Source organism: Vibrio sp. 1069, assembly GCF_033340555.1.
In genome coordinates this window covers 513,464-529,990 of the sequence record NZ_JAWOWP010000001.1, presented here as the reverse complement: position 1 = coordinate 529,990, position 16,527 = coordinate 513,464, and the positions used below count along the sequence as shown (strand labels likewise).

15 protein-coding genes are annotated in these 16,527 nt (G+C 43.0%); 2 read left to right on the top strand and 13 right to left on the bottom strand.

The genetic code is table 11. The features are described from left to right. Positions 1-12: 12 nt before the first annotated feature. The 4 genes from R7040_RS02305 to R7040_RS02290 all read right to left on the bottom strand — a co-directional run bounded on the left by R7040_RS02305 (position 13) and on the right by R7040_RS02290 (position 4,717). Positions 13-894 carry a YjjW family glycine radical enzyme activase gene (locus tag R7040_RS02305; RefSeq protein WP_239938422.1) on the bottom strand — a complete coding sequence of 294 codons (882 nt, stop codon included), beginning with the start codon at positions 892-894 and terminating at the stop codon, positions 13-15. 22 nt (positions 895-916) lie between these two features. Continuing rightward, the gene (locus tag R7040_RS02300) at positions 917-2,461 is read right to left on the bottom strand and encodes a YjjI family glycine radical enzyme (protein WP_258470152.1); all 1,545 of its coding nucleotides are present in this window, start codon (positions 2,459-2,461) and stop codon (positions 917-919) included. Between the two features lie 212 nt (positions 2,462-2,673). Continuing rightward, positions 2,674-3,297 (bottom strand): LysE family translocator, encoded by a 624-nt coding sequence (locus tag R7040_RS02295; protein WP_017634019.1) that lies wholly within the window; start codon positions 3,295-3,297, stop codon positions 2,674-2,676. Between the two features lie 202 nt (positions 3,298-3,499). Then, positions 3,500-4,717 carry an HD-GYP domain-containing protein gene (locus R7040_RS02290; protein ID WP_258470153.1) on the bottom strand — a complete coding sequence of 406 codons (1,218 nt, stop codon included), beginning with the start codon at positions 4,715-4,717 and terminating at the stop codon, positions 3,500-3,502. 487 nt (positions 4,718-5,204) lie between these two features. On the opposite strand from R7040_RS02290, the gene R7040_RS02285 reads away from it, so the two are divergent. Next, the gene (locus R7040_RS02285; RefSeq protein WP_258470154.1) at positions 5,205-6,908 is read left to right on the top strand and encodes a putative bifunctional diguanylate cyclase/phosphodiesterase; all 1,704 of its coding nucleotides are present in this window, start codon (positions 5,205-5,207) and stop codon (positions 6,906-6,908) included. A gap of 107 nt (positions 6,909-7,015) precedes the next feature. On the opposite strand, the gene R7040_RS02280 is transcribed toward R7040_RS02285, so the two are convergent. The 5 genes from R7040_RS02280 to R7040_RS02260 form a co-directional block, all read right to left on the bottom strand. Beyond that, the gene (locus R7040_RS02280) at positions 7,016-7,489 is read right to left on the bottom strand and encodes a response regulator (RefSeq protein WP_132936638.1); all 474 of its coding nucleotides are present in this window, start codon (positions 7,487-7,489) and stop codon (positions 7,016-7,018) included. Then, the gene (locus R7040_RS02275) at positions 7,476-8,813 is read right to left on the bottom strand and encodes a sensor histidine kinase (protein WP_017820621.1); all 1,338 of its coding nucleotides are present in this window, start codon (positions 8,811-8,813) and stop codon (positions 7,476-7,478) included. The genes R7040_RS02280 and R7040_RS02275 overlap by 14 nt, the downstream gene beginning before the upstream one ends. 3 nt (positions 8,814-8,816) lie before the next feature. Then, on the bottom strand, positions 8,817-10,235 hold the full coding sequence (locus tag R7040_RS02270) for an SLC13 family permease (RefSeq protein WP_017634015.1): 1,419 nt from the start codon (positions 10,233-10,235) through the stop codon (positions 8,817-8,819). Positions 10,236-10,483: 248 nt separating this feature from the next. After that, the gene (locus tag R7040_RS02265; protein ID WP_005389117.1) at positions 10,484-10,948 is read right to left on the bottom strand and encodes a GNAT family N-acetyltransferase; all 465 of its coding nucleotides are present in this window, start codon (positions 10,946-10,948) and stop codon (positions 10,484-10,486) included. A gap of 35 nt (positions 10,949-10,983) precedes the next feature. Beyond that, positions 10,984-11,346 carry a hypothetical protein gene (locus R7040_RS02260; protein WP_025766707.1) on the bottom strand — a complete coding sequence of 121 codons (363 nt, stop codon included), beginning with the start codon at positions 11,344-11,346 and terminating at the stop codon, positions 10,984-10,986. A 480-nt stretch (positions 11,347-11,826) separates the two neighbouring features. Between R7040_RS02260 and R7040_RS02255 the strand changes: the two genes are divergently transcribed. After that, entirely contained in the window at positions 11,827-12,384 is a 558-nt protein-coding gene (locus R7040_RS02255; protein WP_258470158.1) for a DUF3750 domain-containing protein, read from the top strand. Positions 12,385-12,435: 51 nt separating this feature from the next. On the opposite strand, the gene R7040_RS02250 is transcribed toward R7040_RS02255, so the two are convergent. The 4 genes from R7040_RS02250 to R7040_RS02235 form a co-directional block, all read right to left on the bottom strand. Beyond that, positions 12,436-14,013 carry a sensor domain-containing diguanylate cyclase gene (locus tag R7040_RS02250; protein WP_213877531.1) on the bottom strand — a complete coding sequence of 526 codons (1,578 nt, stop codon included), beginning with the start codon at positions 14,011-14,013 and terminating at the stop codon, positions 12,436-12,438. 184 nt (positions 14,014-14,197) lie between these two features. Further along, positions 14,198-14,668, bottom strand: a complete 471-nt coding sequence (locus R7040_RS02245) for a heme-degrading domain-containing protein (RefSeq protein WP_213967682.1) — start codon at positions 14,666-14,668, stop codon at positions 14,198-14,200. After that, complete coding sequence (locus R7040_RS02240) at positions 14,665-15,705, bottom strand: oxidoreductase (RefSeq protein ID WP_167415181.1); 1,041 nt, start codon at positions 15,703-15,705, stop codon at positions 14,665-14,667. The genes R7040_RS02245 and R7040_RS02240 overlap by 4 nt, the downstream gene beginning before the upstream one ends. Before the next feature lie 11 nt (positions 15,706-15,716). Then, on the bottom strand, positions 15,717-16,490 hold the full coding sequence (locus R7040_RS02235) for a DeoR/GlpR family DNA-binding transcription regulator (protein WP_318081197.1): 774 nt from the start codon (positions 16,488-16,490) through the stop codon (positions 15,717-15,719). Positions 16,491-16,527 lie beyond the last annotated feature (37 nt).

Below are 16,527 nucleotides of genomic sequence, written 5' to 3'. Positions count from 1 at the left end.
TAAACAACAGTACTACGTGAGTACTGTCGGCACGGTGATAGGGTTACTCACGTAGCATCGAAGCTCTGATTTTAAGCGTTCGATATCATGATGAGAGCACATATCCCAAGTTAATGCCTCCCCCATTACTCCGTGATGCTGAAAGGCATTTAAACGGATAAGCACCGATTCAGGAAGAGTACTCAAGTAACGTCCAATTGCTACGATTTCTATATCTAAATCACTTTTTTGGGGAATATGCAGTAAGCGGACCTCGTACAATTTTTCGTGTTCAACTAGGTATTGAAGGGTTTTAAATACACGATGATTATCACGCCCAGTTAGCCACTGATGCGTCTCCGTCTGCCACGCTTTCAAATCGATCATTGCGCCATCCAGAAAAGGTAGAATACGCTGCCAACCAGCAACCGCTAAAGAACCGTTACTGTCGATGAAACAAGAGAGGTGCCGTAATTCAGGATCTTGTTTTATCCCTTTAAACAGCTCAATAATGAAAGGAAGTTGTAAGGTAGATTCCCCACCGGATACTGTAACACCACTGATGAAAAAGCGATGCTTGCGTATCAAATCGAGCATTGTTACTACAGAGTAGTCAGTAATTTTTGGATTAGATTGGTTCTGACATATCTCTATACAATGATCGCAGTGGGTGCACTCCTCTTTAAGCCAAACAACGTTGTTGTTTTCGTCGAACTTCAATGCGCCTGCTGAACATTCACTCACACACTCACCACAATGATTACAATGGTTTATCGTGTGAGGATTGTGGCAGTTCAAACACTGATAGTTACAACCCTGTAGAAAGATGACTAGACGATTTCCTGGCCCATCAACACAAGAGAAAGGAAGGATACGAGTGACTTTTGCCAAAAGGCTTCCACTTCGTCTAGACATCTTGTTCTTTCCTAAACCGAACTTATGCCTGCGTGTAAGTCGGTGTTACTTCATGACTCACCACACGTGGTGAGCGTTCTAAAATTTTGGTATTTTTTGCTGCTTCTGCACCTAGAAACGTCGTGTTGGTTCTCGAACCTTCTTCATCATATTTCGCGACGTCTGAAAGTTTGATCATGTAGCCTGTCACGCGAATTAAGTCATTTGAAGTGACATTCGCGGTAAACTCACGATAACCAGCATTTAGTGCCCCTTTACATAAATTGAACATCGCTTCTGGGTTAGATTTCACCGTTTCATCAATCGTCAAAATATCGCTGATACCCGCACGATAATACTGATGATGCTTCGCCGTTGCTTGTACATAAGTGACAGGGTCTGGCTCTGCACCATAAGGCAGACGTACACCTGGCGTAACATCATGATCTAAGCTAATGCCGCCTTGTGCATGTAAGAGCGCTTTGCCATCTAAACCATATTTCACCGGGGTTGAGTCCACCAGTTTAGCCAGTGTTGCTGAAACATCATGAGCAAAAGTATTTGCTCGATCATTTTTTCCGTATCGCCCTATTTGCCCTTCTTTTTCAAATAGAAGGTTTACCGCTTCGGCCATGCCGTAAACGCCATACATTGGCGCGAAATAGGACTCTTTTATCAACCCTTCTTGCGTCAAAAAGCCTTGAAAGAAGTTCGATTTTTCATGCAAGTGCGTGCTTCTTGCGTTTATGAGCTCGACCATTAATCGATGGTAAGAAGGCAACGCACTGTTTAAGAAGTCGTTACAGTCTGATGCTCGTTTTGCAACTTCTTTTAAATTCATTCGCACCAATGTGTTCGAGCCACCTGCTAATGGAAGCGAGTTGTAGCAACTTACAATACCAAAGCGTGAGCCGTTGTAGGCTTTCGCGTGCATTGGGTAATTGGCGATATGCGGTTTACTGCATTCACAAATGTTCTGTGTCGCTTGACGAAGTAAATCATCAGGTGTAACTGTCTCGTCGTACATAAAGGTGAGATTCGGTGCGATCTGCTTGAGCTCCGCATCTACTTTTAAAACAGTGCGACAAATAATGTTGTCTGTCGGTCCGACATTCACATGCATAAACGCATCTGGCAATGTGCGATCCAGCATGATCCAAAAATGTTTTAACTTTTTGTAAATCTGGCTCTCTGTTAGGTCGCCTATGTAAGGCAACAAGACATCATCTAACTGACCTAAGTAAACCGGAATGTTCGTTACCGAAGGAACATGATGGTAAATGATGGTAAGCATATTCAACGCAGCATCGAAATCATCAGCCGGAGACAACTCTAAATAGTCTGAGCCTTGCGATAGAAATTTAGCGTAATCAGGCAACACATAGCGAGGTTTAAACGGTGCATGACCTTCAAACATATCGCAGATGATGCCTTCATCCATTGCTTGTCTCAGTGATGGAGATACGGTCATGTAAGGAATGCACGCTTCCGCCTCTAAAGCTAAAAAACTCGACTTCTGTTTTGGAGAAAGACGGACGTCGGTCGCGATATCTAGAAAACGTTGTTGTAGTTTAGAAAGGCTTGTCATCTAAGATATTCCTACAAAGTAACCACAAGCCCACAAGACAAAATACGAGCTCTACCCCTAAAGAGTAACGTGATTTTACTCCTGCTTGGCTGTTGCCACTAATGAAAATAAACAAAACGTCTATTTCCATTCTGGAAATAAGACAAAGCTAAATTAGCGCATTCCAACTTACTATATGGGAAAACCTAACTGCGTACCGAAATCTGTCTTATTTATCGGTTTGCCGTCGACAACATCACGCCTGCACCAATAAATACTCCACCAGTCAAACGATTGAACAACTTCGCCCTTCCAGCGACAAACAACCAATCGGAGGCTTTTACCCCTAACAATGCATAAAATGTTAGCCAGCTAAGCTCAAAAACCACAAATGTAGACGCGAAAATCGCGAATTGAGACAGTAGCGGTGCGGAAGGTTCTATGAATTGAGGAAACAAAGCGGTGAAAAAGACTATCGCTTTGGGATTACTAGCGCCAACAATGAAACCACTAGTGAACGCGCTAAACGCTGTCGCGGAACTTTGAGTCGTTGCCGTTTTATTAAAATCTGTCTGAGATGAGCGCAACGCTTGAATACCTAACCAGATTAAGTAAGCGGCACCACACCATTTGATAATATTAAAAACTAACTCAGATGAAGCAATGACAACTCCCAACCCGGTAAATGAGAGCGTAAGGATGATCGTAATCGCAGACAAACTGCCAAGTGCAGTCATGAAAGCAATACGAAACCCACTACTCACTCCTTTACTCAAACACAACAGTGAGCTTGGTCCTGGTGAAGCAGTGAGCACGAGAATGGCAAGAGTGTAAAAAATCCATGTATCTATTTGCATTGGCATCCTTTCCAGAAAAATGAGGTTTATAGCCCATTGTGTATAGAACTATTTTATCGCCCGGTTTCTATCCATGAAGCCGAGGTCTTAATAACCATCTTGCATCTAAATAACTTAGAAAAAATTAATAGATAGTTATGCAAATAAAATACGATCTACATGCAAGGATGTAAAGCCTGTTGTATAAGCTTATCTATTTCTCTTAATCATAAAAAGGCTTAGGATCGATCTCTAACGATGAAGGCGCGATCGCTCTTTCAATTTTGTACGCACTCGTTTTTAAATCCACCATCGTGACATCAATGTATCGTTTATACTTGCGGGAGTAGAAACATTTCACTTCTGGCTTTAATGCTTGAGATTCATTTGAAGACCAAACAATACCAACACGCCCATCGTTCAACTCGACAATGGAGCCGACGGGGTACATCCCAATGCAATTAATGAATTTGTAAACTAAGTCGGCGTCTAAATGAAATGGCGTTAGACTCAACAAGATTTTAAACGCTTCGGCAGAACTCATGCCTTTTTTGTAACAGCGATCAGCCGTTAGCGCATCGTAGATATCTACAATACAGCTCATACGGCCGTGAATTGGAATCTCCTCCCCCTTCAAGCCTCTAGGATAACCATTGCCATCTAACTTCTCGTGGTGCATCAAACAAACATCACGGCTTACGTCACTAAGCCCTTTTACGTGAAGGATAATCTCACCTGCGAACACTTGATGTAGCTTCATATGTTCAAATTCTTCAGGCGTTAGCTTCGCTGGCTTGTGCAAGATCTTATCATCGACTTTAATTTTACCTACATCATGAATAATGCCACCTACAGCAAGCTGTTTTAGCGTTGGCTTATCCAAGCCCAAGTACTTACCGAATGACACTAAAAGACAAGCGACATTGACGGAGTGTTCCAATAAATAAGAGTCTTTTTTTCGGAGTGCAGAGACACACTGCAACGCATCTGAGTCAATAAAAACACTTTCAATGACATCGTCAGCCCAAGCTTCTACTTCATCAACTTCTATGATTTTTCCTTCAAAAGTTTGATTCAATAGTTTTTGCGCCAAATCTTTTGCTTCGGCGATCAGCTTTTTGGCTCGCTTGTGTTGAATGTCTCTCGAACGATAAGCTCGTTGACCCCTCTTAAAATCGGAGTGTTTCTGCTCTCGCGTCTCTTTAGTGGCACCAGTTGATTCATCTACAGGCTTGAAGACACACTGCTGCGAAGATAATGTTTGATCTACCCAAACATACTTTACGCCACTTGTAGCAAGCTTCTTAATGCCTTCAGGGCTAGATATCCGCCCTGCATTGGCTAAATTGACGCGCTTGTTGTGCTCTATCGCGGTAACAAACATACCAACGCCGATATCAGCGAGCGCAATTTTGATTGAATTTTTCGGATCGTACTGCATATAAAGAAGGCTTACTCGATATTAACGTCCGCATTATAAGAGATTTGATTACTTGGCGTGATAATAAATTTGAATTGATTACAATTAATGAGCATCCTGTCAATTAATAATCGGTCGCGCTCATTAAGTCCTTTTTGTTATTATGGTTTTATCCAAGATAACATATATACAAATGACGTTAGAAAACAGCACATTGATACCGACACAACTGAAAATAACTTTAGGATAATTATTCATAAATATTTATAGATTGCGGACGGCATCAATAACTGTATTTTATAAATGATTTTTACTGTTGACTATTTTTTATAAATGTCGATGATTAGCCGCCTAATCTTAGTATGTTATTAACCTAGTAGCGCATAAAATGATAGCCAAACAATTTGAACTGACACTTTTGTGATTGTAATGTACGCCAGCAGATCAACTCTATGTTATCAACCCCAACACTCATCTCTGATGCTAAAAGGCTCGAGGAGGAAATATCTTGACCACCATATTTGACCAACAAGTCTCAGATAGTGACCGAGAGTTCCTAAAAATCGTCGAAGAACGATTCATTCATATCTTCGATGTATTTAACGAAGGCCTCTTTTACATGGATGAGTTTGGCACCATGGTATTTTATAACAAGGGCTTTTATGAGCAGCTTGGTATCAACGCTGGTCGAATCAGCTTAGAGCAATGGTTAGACCTTGTTCACCCTCTCGATCGAGAAAGACTCTCCACTCGGGTCGATGCTCACATCATTACCAACAACACGAGGGTCACAACGACCTACCGCGTGCGTAAACCCAATGGACAGTACGTCTGGATTGAAGGCGTAGCCATGACCAAAGAAACAGAACATGGTCATTATATGGTTGGTAGCCACCGTGATATTTCTGAACGCAAGCTGATGGAAAGCTACATTCATCAAGTCGCATTTCATGACAATGCGTCAGGTATGGCTAATCGCGCCCATCTCTTGCTGGATATTGAAGATAGTGTGCGAGCCACCGATTCTTGTGCATCTATCTGTTACATTCAGATAGAAGAGATTAAATCTTACTTAAATCAATATGGCAGCGAGTTGGTCGATGGGTTAGTGGAAAAATTGCTACAAACTCTCAGTCACCTACCTTCTCCAAATAGTTCTGTATATCGCGTACATGATGATGACTTTGCGATTTTGATTCACGATGAATGCTCGGTAGAAACGCTGCAAAGTTATGCCGAAAGTTTAAAGGAAACCTACCACGAGGCAGTGATTGAAGAGGGCCAATACTTAGGAAGTAACATTAGTATTGGTTTGTATCCTTGCATAGATCCAAGTCACTCAGCAGAGGAAATATTACGTAAAGCAGCACGAACTTGTCAGTACGCAAGCGAGCAGAATAAAGACCGTGTTGCGGTTTACAGTGAGAAAACTCAGCATGCCGTAGACCGTTATTTCTTTATTGAACAAGGTCTAAAAAGTGCACTAGAAAAACAGACATTAAGCGTTAAGTTTCAGCCAATTATTGACGCCAAAAGCTCAAAAGTGGTGAGCTTCGAATCTCTGGTTCGCTGGCGTAGCAAAGAGTTTGGCGAAATTTACCCAGACGAATTCATCCCCGTCGCAGAGAACAAAGGTTTGATTGTCGAGCTCGGATATCAAGTCTTTGCCAAAGCGTGTGAATTTATCAAAAACTACCGTGATCGTTACCAAAACCAAGTTCGCGTCAACGTGAATGTTTCTGTACTTCAGTTAATGAACAGTGAATTCCCTGCGCGAATTAAAGCCATGGCGGATGAGGTTGGTGTCGATCCTGAGTCTATTGTGTTGGAACTAACAGAAACGTTTATTTTGGATAATAATCAGACAGCCATTGCCCCTCTGAATACCCTCAGGGAACTAGGATTTGCACTCTCTCTGGATGACTTTGGATCGGGTTACAGTTCATTAAATAGCTTCTTCGACCTCCCGATGACACAAATCAAAATTGATAGGTCGATGGCGTGGAAGACACTAACCAATCGCTCTTCACAAGAATATCTGAAGTTTCTTATCACTATGTGCCAGGAAAATAATATTGAAGTAGTGATTGAAGGAATTGAAGACGCCAAAATGTGTGAATTTTTTACCGAAATGGGCGTCGATTATCTGCAAGGTTATTGGTTCTCTAAGCCACTTTCTGTTGCCAGTGCAAGCCGCTATTCGTTGAGTTAAGCATACTAGAGCAATATTCCGCACGGCCACGTTAAACATGCTGAACTATTCACTATAGATTTCAGACACTAACTGGCCGTGACGAAAACAAGCTTAATGTCCCCCGATTAATGTAGACGTTCAAACACCACACTCTGATCTAAATGCTCGTGATACTGAGTGTAATCTAAGCCCACATCAAAGATATATTGGGTCACCAAGTTTCTAACGCACTCTATTAATTGGCTTGCTTGCCATGGTTTTTCAAAGTAGCGGTCAATGCCTGCGGAGTTGATCGCATTAATCGTATCGGTGTGCGTCGCTTGCCCGGTAAGAAGCACTTTCCTCGTAAAGCCAAAACGACCGTCTTTTGATACATCGGTGAGCAGTTCTACTCCCGTTTTACCTGGCATCACATGATCGGAAATAATCAATGCGATCATCTCGCCTTCTGCATCAAATTCATCCATCAGTTCTAGAGCCTCACCTGCTGATTCGCAGTCTTCGATATTCAACCATTGATTTAACGGCTCTAAATCTTGTAGAACCGCGCTTAGTACCTCTCGTTGGTCATCAACGCAAATTACATTAAGCTTCTCCATGTTCACCCTCTACTGGTAACTTGATTCTAAAAATCGTTTTTTCACTGTCGCTCTTTACCACAATAGAGCCGTTATATCCGGCGATAATGCGCTTCACAATCGACAGACCTAACCCTAAACCAAACGACAATCCCCCCTTTTTAGTGGTGAAGTTTGGCCGGAAAATTTTTCTACGTGTCGCTTCATCAATTTCTGGTCCATTGTTAGCAATCGTGACCAAAATTTTACCCTTACTCTCCCGAGTATGTATTTCGATACCGGGTTTCTCCGTTTCACCAAGTGCATCGCACGCATTCTTTAATATATTTACCCAAACTTGGACGAGTTCGGTTTGAGAACCAATAAAAGCAGGTAAATCCGCAGGGCTAAAACGAACACTCACTCGTCTTAAGTCACTTTGCAATAGAGCCAAGGCGCGATTGATTGAATCATTGATGTTAATCGCTTCATCCAAGTCGATATCCGTGCGCCCCAATTGTTTTACGGATCGCACAATGCCAACGGTATGTTTAGAGGCGATGCGTAAGTCATGGAGATCTCGCCCCATTTGCCAGAAACGTATCGCTTCTTCTGGTCTTTTTAGCCAATGTTCCGAAAGGAAATTATTTGGAACGGCACGTGCAAGATCACGAGCAACCTCCTTGGTTAAACCGTAGTATTTTTCGAAGTGGCGCCCCCGCTTTCTCGCTTCGCTAGAAGAGACTTTCTGCCCTTGCATTAAACCAAAATCAAAAAATTGACTCGCTTCCGGATGAACTTCTTCAAGCAGTTCCATGATAACTGTCTCTAGCCGTTCTGATTTACTGCTTACAACGCCTATCGCATTGTTCAACTCATGAGCAATACCCGCTGCAAGCTGCCCCAACGTTGTCATTTGCTCTGCGGTATGAAGCTTTTGTAGTGCTTTTTCTTTAGCCAATGCCTCTTGCATTGCGCGCCGTTGACGACGAGATAATTCGTTAACCATCACAGGCATAAATTGTGTCGTCAATGGTCCGTATATCGCCTCTTCCACGGCGGGCGTATCGCGCTGTATCCAAGCCAATTCAACATCGGTTTGAGCAATCACTGTCGAAGAGGCAGTCCACGTACCAGAAAAGAAACTATGTACGCCAATAAACGCACCTTGAGACGCAGAAAATACCTGAATCGGTTTCTTGTCATCTTCCGCGTAATAGCCCGCCAGTTCTCCCGACAGCACATAGTACAAGCGATCGTTGTAGCCAGCTTGCTCAATAAGCACCGACCCGGATAAAACTGTTAATCGGCGTTCAAGGTGATTAAAGTAGCGTTGTACTAACGCGTCTAACTTCGTTTCGTACATGGGTTATCCAATATGCCCAACAGTATGTAAAATCCACACCATCACAAAACTGAGTAATACGCCAATCACGCCTAGCACGGCACCGATACGAGCCATTTGGCCGCTCTCGACATGCCCTGTTGCATGAGCTAACGCGTTTGGTGGCGTACTGATTGGTAACGACATACCGAGTGAAGCGGCAAATGTCACGACCAAGATCAGAGTAACTTCACCGCCGAGAGGCGTTAGCGAAGCCATAGAAGTACCCAGCGCAGCCATTATCGGCATCAGCAAGTTTGCGGTGGCTGTATGCGACATAAAGTTTGCCATTAACAGGCACAAGAAAGCCGCACCAAACAAGACAACATATGGCGAGAACTGATCAAACGGAATGCTGTGTACCACCAGCTTCGCAAGCCCGGTTTTATCTAGAGCAAGGCCCAGAGCAATACCGCCTGACACCAACCAAAGCACATCCCAAGAGATTTTCTTCAAGTCTTCTTTGTTGATGATGCCCGTCAATGAGAACACTGCGACCGGAATTAATGCTACTGTGTAAGAATTCATTCCATGTGCAGAACCCATCAACCAAAGAATAATCGTGCCGGCAAAGGTGACGTAAACCATTATTGCTTTGGGTGTTTTCAAAAACTTGCTTTTAATGTTCAGATCGATGGTGGTTTGTTCGGCTTTATACAAAAAGCCAATCAGAAACCAGGCTAACGCCATCATCACAATAACGAATGGCACACCAAATACCATCCATTCACCAAACGTAATTAAGTTGTCACCAACCAAATATTTTAGGGCGATGGCATTCGGTGGCGTGCCGATTGGAGTACCAATGCCACCAATGTTGGCCGCAACAGGAATACACAAAGCGAATGCAATTCGACCTGGGTCTTTAGGCCCGAAAACTGCTATCACAGGGGTTAAAATGGACAACATCATCGCTGTTGTTGCGGTGTTTGACATAAACATGGAAAAAACAGCGGTGATCAGCATCAACCCCAGCATAACGAACTTTGGTTTTTGTCCAAATGGTTTGAGTAACACTCGGGCTAAGTTGACATCTAACCTGTACTTTGTCGCCGCCATAGCCAAAAAGAAACCGCCGAGGAAGAGCATGATAATCGGACTAGCGAAGGTCGCCATTATCTCGTTGTATTGTAATAGCTCACCAAAATGTGGCTGCCCTTCTTGCAAACGAAAGAGCACAATACCTTTATTTGATACAAGCAATAGCTCTAGGACAATGATCACAACCGAAGTGGCGTAGATTGGAATTGGCTCGAATACCCAGCAAAGTGCGGCAAGCAAGAAGATTGCAATCACTCTTTGCTGGACGATAGTAATGCCATCAAATGGGAACGCAGAGAGAGGCATTAACCAAACAAGCAATGGTATCAATGTTGGAACAACGTATTTGAGATAAGGGCGCATAGTACTACTTCTCTTCCTGAGATGGTTAGCCAGACACATTTGGCGTTTGGAACGCTATTACCCGCCGCAAAACCAAAACTTTCAGACTGTTTTTAAGCCTTCAGAGACGAAATGCGGTAATGGCGTTCCAGAGAAGATTATGTACACTGTTTTCAAACAAAACGTTGGTGCGAGATCAATGAACTCGTTTTCACATTGGAAAACATTTTATATCTGTGTTCAAGCTCACTAAATGCTCACTATTTAAGTTAAATATACTTTTCCATCATAAAGTTAGTTAAGGTTTCTCCCCTAACCTCAACATGTTGTCGAGACTTAACTGTGAAACCCATTTTCTCGTAAAAAGGTCGGGCGGTAATACTCACTTCAGAATACAGTCGTTTTATCCCCTGTACTTTCGCCTGTGAAAAAAGAAAAGACATCAAATCACGACCAACACCTTGTCCTTGGTATTCATGATGGCAAAAGAAATGATCAATCAAGCCGTCACCTTGCAAATCACAATAGCCAACGACCTGCCCTTCTATCTCCGCGACGTATGGTTGAATATCGTCCATTTTTCGTTGCCACACATCGAGGTCAAAATCTGATGGTGCCCAAGCGGAAACTTGTGATTCCGTATAATCGCGACGATTAATGATTCGCACAGTATGGTAAAAGAGTGCCCACAGTGTTGGGGCATCCTCGGTGCGATAGCAGCGTATTGAGAGCATCAATTTCCTCATTCCTATTCAATAAATACTAAGCATTAACGCAAAGTGATACTAGTGAACTCATCATTTTCAATGCCAATCACTAAAGGCTTCCCAATCTGATCACTGTTCATCAGTACGGTTGTATTCAGCTCTCGGCTTGATCTGCGTATTTTGCTTTTTCTTATGATATGAACATTCACAATATAATCGGAATACTCCTTTATGATTCCGCCGGAAAATTCTACGTGCTCACTTTCATTGTCTCGGACAACATGAAATTTTCGATTGGCTTGAATATCAGTACTGATGGAGGAGTCACCATAGTTCAGCACAACGGACGTTGGTTCGCTATCTTGATTGGCAAAACAGCCAAATGCGAACATGCTTAATGCGAGTATACTTTTTGATTTAAACATTAATTATTCTATTTCTAGTTATTTTTCTGCTATTTGCATGACCAAACAGCACTTGTTCTGTGAGCGCCTATTGTGCCATAGCTGAGCGCTGACTCTAAACGCGCAAAAAGATGAGCGATGAAAATTCCGCCCAAAACAAGCAAATGCGAGACAATGTGAGGGTCCCAAACTCACTCAATCAGTCAAAATCCACTGTAAACCTCTGTTTTTTCAATGTTTTTAATTCATGTGGCCGTGTAAGGAATACATACAACCTCTTACTTTTTCATACGCAACTAGACGAATCGTTCGAGAAATACGGCATCGTCTATGCCACATGTTACAAATCGGCTTACCTTATTATTACGTATGAACTGGAATTATGGCACTAACTTCCCTCTCTCTTTTAATAAGGAGAGGATTTCAACTATCAGACTTGCCACGTTTTTATAGCTAAAATCAATAGAGCGTTACCAGCATCGGTTGGTCTAGGAGCAATAAATGAAAGACCTTCTCAACTTTACTCACCTTGTAAAAATTTGGCTCATGTCAATCGCGGTTATGCTGGGTGGATGCACTCAAGGAGATTGGCGTACCGCTAGCAGAGAACCTGCGGGTATCGCACCCGATCCTTCCAATGTTAAGCATGCTGTGATTGAGTTTTACGCCGCAGACGCGTTTGGTTGGCGAGGCTGGTTTGCCGTTCATACATGGTTTGCAATAAAGCCTGAAAATGCGAACGAATATACAGTGTATGAAGTAGTCGGCTGGAGAGTGAATCGCGGACAACCCGCTCTATATCAGTACCAAACTGGGACGCCAGATCGATATTGGTATGGTGCAAAACCAGAAAAGATCCTCTCCATACAAGGTGAAAAGGCCCGCCAGCTTATCCCTAAAATACAAAGTGTGATTAACCAATACCCTTGGGCTGAAGAATATACGCTGTTTCCAGGGCCAAATAGCAATACATTTCCGGCTTGGGTGGGTAAACAAATTCCAGAATTAGAGCTGAACTTGCCGTTTCGCGCAATTGGTAGCGGTTACGCCAGCGATTAACAGCAAAAATTAGTCACTGGCTCGTTTTATGTTCAGCATAAAGCGCAATATCTATTGTGCGTCGTCACCCAACTCCGTTCTATTTCTTCCATTATGTTTCGCTTTATACAGTGCATTATCGGCGTCTTTCATTACCGCTTCAATTGGTGTGTCATTGCCTTTCCAGTGAGAAACGCCCAACGAAACCGTGACCTTACCAACGACTTGGAAGTCATGTTTTTCCACGTTGTGTCTAATACGCTCTGCAACATCCATAGCGTGGTTTACGTCTGTTTTTTCCAAAAACATCATAAACTCTTCACCGCCAGAACGACACAGGTGATCATTAGAACGAGCTTGGTCTTTCATTAACTGCGCAAACTCTCTAAGTAAATTGTCACCCACGTCATGGCCATAGTTATCGTTTACGCTCTTAAAGTGGTCAATATCTAGCGCCAAAACAGAGAACGCGGTATTTTCCTGCTTAAACAAACCAAGAACTTTATCTAATCCACGTCGATTCAATAATCCAGTCATCGAATCTGTTAATGTATCCAGTTGCAGCTTATCAATGGTTTTTGACACGATACCAAATGCTTTAAGAAAACTAAGCTTCAAATGTGAGACCTCAAAATACCAAGACTTAACCAGTTTGAGATCATCGATAGATGATGAATGTTCTTCGACACCTCGCACAGCACCCGCTAACTGCCAAAGTGGTCTAGAAATAAGAAGGGACAAGAACCAAATTAGCAACAAAGTTAATAAACCAATTGGAATCGACTTAAGGAAAACATTCCACATCTGTTCATCTAGCACAGATAACGTCATCGATTTCGGGCGCTGAGCAACAATTCCCCATCCTGATGACTTTACTGGCGCATAACCAGCAAGCATTTCGACGCCGCGAGAGTTAACAATTTCTTTGTTGCCGCTCTGCCCCATCGTCACCGCTTTGATTGCTTCATTATCGTCGATTACTTCACCAACCCTCGATTGATCTGGGTGATAAATCAGAGTGTTACTCTCATCGACAACGTAAAGGAAAGAACCATCTTTGTATGCGTGCTGGCTGAGTAACTCTGCGAGAATATTTTCTTTTTCTAGATAAATAGTGCCGCCGATATAACCTAAATATTCATTAGATTGAGAAAATATAGGGTATGAGATGGTTAACAAGTAATTTCCAGCGGGCGATATAAATGGTTCAGTAACAACTGGTGCTTGAGCGTTTAAAGATTGGCGTTTTCTTTCACCCACTAACCTTACACCTTTCACCTGAAGTGTTTCAGGTGATACGGAAATAATAACCCCTTTTGCATTAACGACAACCACAGAGTTAAATGATTTGGTTTGCGTTCTTAATCTCTCAGCCTCTTTATCAAGAAGCTGAGCGTCATGCATCTTGTCTTTTAGCACGTTCGCACTGTATTTTAGCTGCGACATTGAGCTTTCTATGAAAGAGTCTGTCATTTCAGACATTTTTTGGGCGTAAACACGGTTTGATTCTAACGTGTTATTGATGATGAGATCCCTTTGAACACGATAAATCGAGTAGAATGCGTTGATCAAAGTGACAAGCACACTGAACACACATAGGGTGACAATAAGATTTCTAAGATTGAGTTTTTCTTTTCTTCTAAAAGACATTGCCAATGGCCAACTTTGAAGGCTTTCTATATGAATGAGCGTATAGGTTATATGAAATTGATTTGATTTTCAGGTAGTAAGTTGGGATCAATGTTAATATTTGCTCACATTAAAGAACACTTTATGAGCTAAAAAGAGAATTCAGTAGCACGATAAAGAACCGTGCTACTTTCATATTTGGCGTTTAAGAGGGTTTTGTCTCTATCATCGTTTTTAATATATCCACAACTAGCTGATGATCATCTAACTGCGGTAAACCCGATACCGTCACAACCCCAACCAAACCAGACCCAGAAAGCCGAATTGGGAACGCGCCACCATGAGCACAGTACTCACGAGCATCGAGATGAGGCTGGTTTTCGAAATCACGTTGCTTTTGCTTGTTGTACAGAGAAAGATAGTAAGAGCTGTGGCCATACCTTAACACTGAGTTTCGCTTCCTACGGACCCAATCTACATGATCAGCGCAGGTTCCTGCCATCGCGTATTGAAATAGCGTTTGTCCAAAGCCGTAAACCTCAATAGCAACAGCCGCGCCGCGAGCTTCAGCCTCTTCTTTTAGAGCGAGGCCGATAGACCACGCAATATGGTGATTAAATTCCGCCAACTGAAGTTCATGCTCTTGCAGGGCCACGAGTTCAAGCGTCAAACTCATGGTTTCACCTGAATCGTTTTACCCGTTTTACTGCTTTCCAATGCCATCTCAATCAGAGCGATATTCTGTACTGCTTGAGCGGCAGGAACCGGGTTATCAGTGCCCAAACGAATGGCGTCTGCCACACCAACAAAGTAAGCTTGGTACGCGCCTCTCTCCGTTTTGATAGTTTGCGCACCGTCTTCGTCGTAACGGACGCCGTATAACGCCTCATCTTCTTCCGACCAAGCATCGTTTTCCGGCAAACGGCCTTCTTTTAAGTAGCCCTCTTGAGGATCTAATCCGAACTTTTCATATTTAGCTTCCGTACCCAATACTTTGTAGCGGAGATTCGGCTCTGGGCTATACAAGTTTGAATGCAAGTGCACAATATGCTCAGGGTAATGAAGTATCAAGTTGTAATAATCAATCGTCGTCGCGCCCGGACGCATCATTCGACATTGTGCGTCTATCGCATCTGGCAAGCCAAACAACACCAATGCTTGATCGAGAAGATGAGGAGCAAGGTCGAATAGAATACCACCGCCATCTTGAGCCTGCTCTCGCCATCGTTGACGAACTTCAGGGCGGTAACGGTCAAAGTGTGACTCAAACAGCTTTATATCACCTAACTTACCTTGTTCGATAAGAGATTTAACCGTGAGAAAATCTCCATCCCAACGTCTATTGTGAAAAACGCTCAGCACTAGACCTTTCTCTTCCGCCAAGGCGATAAGTTCATTACCGTCTTCTATACGAGTAACAAACGGTTTCTCGACGATGACGTGTTTCCCATTGTTCAACGCACGCTTTGCAAGTTCGTAATGTACGTCATTTGGCGCAGTAATGATTACGAGCTCTGCATCACTATCATCGAGTAAAGTATTCGCATCAGAAAACCACTTAGCATCTGGCCAATCATTTTGAACCGCCTCCTGTTGACGAGAGCTTATCGCGCTCAGCGTTAAATTTGGTAGCGCTTTAATGAAGGGTAAATGAAACGTTTTTGCTGAATATCCGTAACCAATCACAGCGGTTTTTACGGGATCGTAAGCCATTCTAAGATTCCTTATTTCGGTGACACAACAATACATTCAATATCATTGTGATCGAGGAGTTGTTGAAAATCTGATTGAGGGGGATGATCGGTAATAATGACGTCGATCTTTGACAAATCACATACGTGGTGGAAATTGTCGCTACCAATTTTTCGGGATTCACAAACGACGATGACCTGCTGAGCTTGAGCAATCATCGCTTGTTTCATTGTAGCTTCTAACAAACTATTTGTTGTCAGCCCTCGGGATGTCAATGCACACACGCCAATGAACGCTTTGTTCACGTGATACTGCTGCATTTGCTGCTCTGCTTGCGCCCCTAAAACTGCTCTGGCATAAGGGTCAAAGTGTCCGCCTAAGAAATGAACGTCCATTGTGTCGTTTGTCTCAGCAGCGGTCAGCACATCAATGCTGTTAGTAACGACGTTGAGCTTGTTTTCTCCACAACGCGCTTTTCCTGCATAGAGTGGGAGCAGAGACAAAATGGTGCTGGTATCAATAACAAGATGGTCGCGCTCATCCAACAACGCTGCGGAAGCTTGAGCTAGTCGATGTTTAACGTCACTCACGGGTCGACTCGCGTATGCCTCGGTATGGGAAGAGATCGGCGCAAGCATGACACCACCTCGTATTCTTTGTAACCCAGGTTGCTGACTCAACTTAACTAAGTCTCGACGAGCTGAATCTCGCGAGATACCAAAGTACTCACAAACTTCAGACAACGTTACTTTATTTTGCTGATCCAGCTTCGCTCTGAGCGCTACGAGTCTTTCTTCTTGTGTCATAACTTAAATTCACTTAAGTGATTTTAAGTAAACTTGC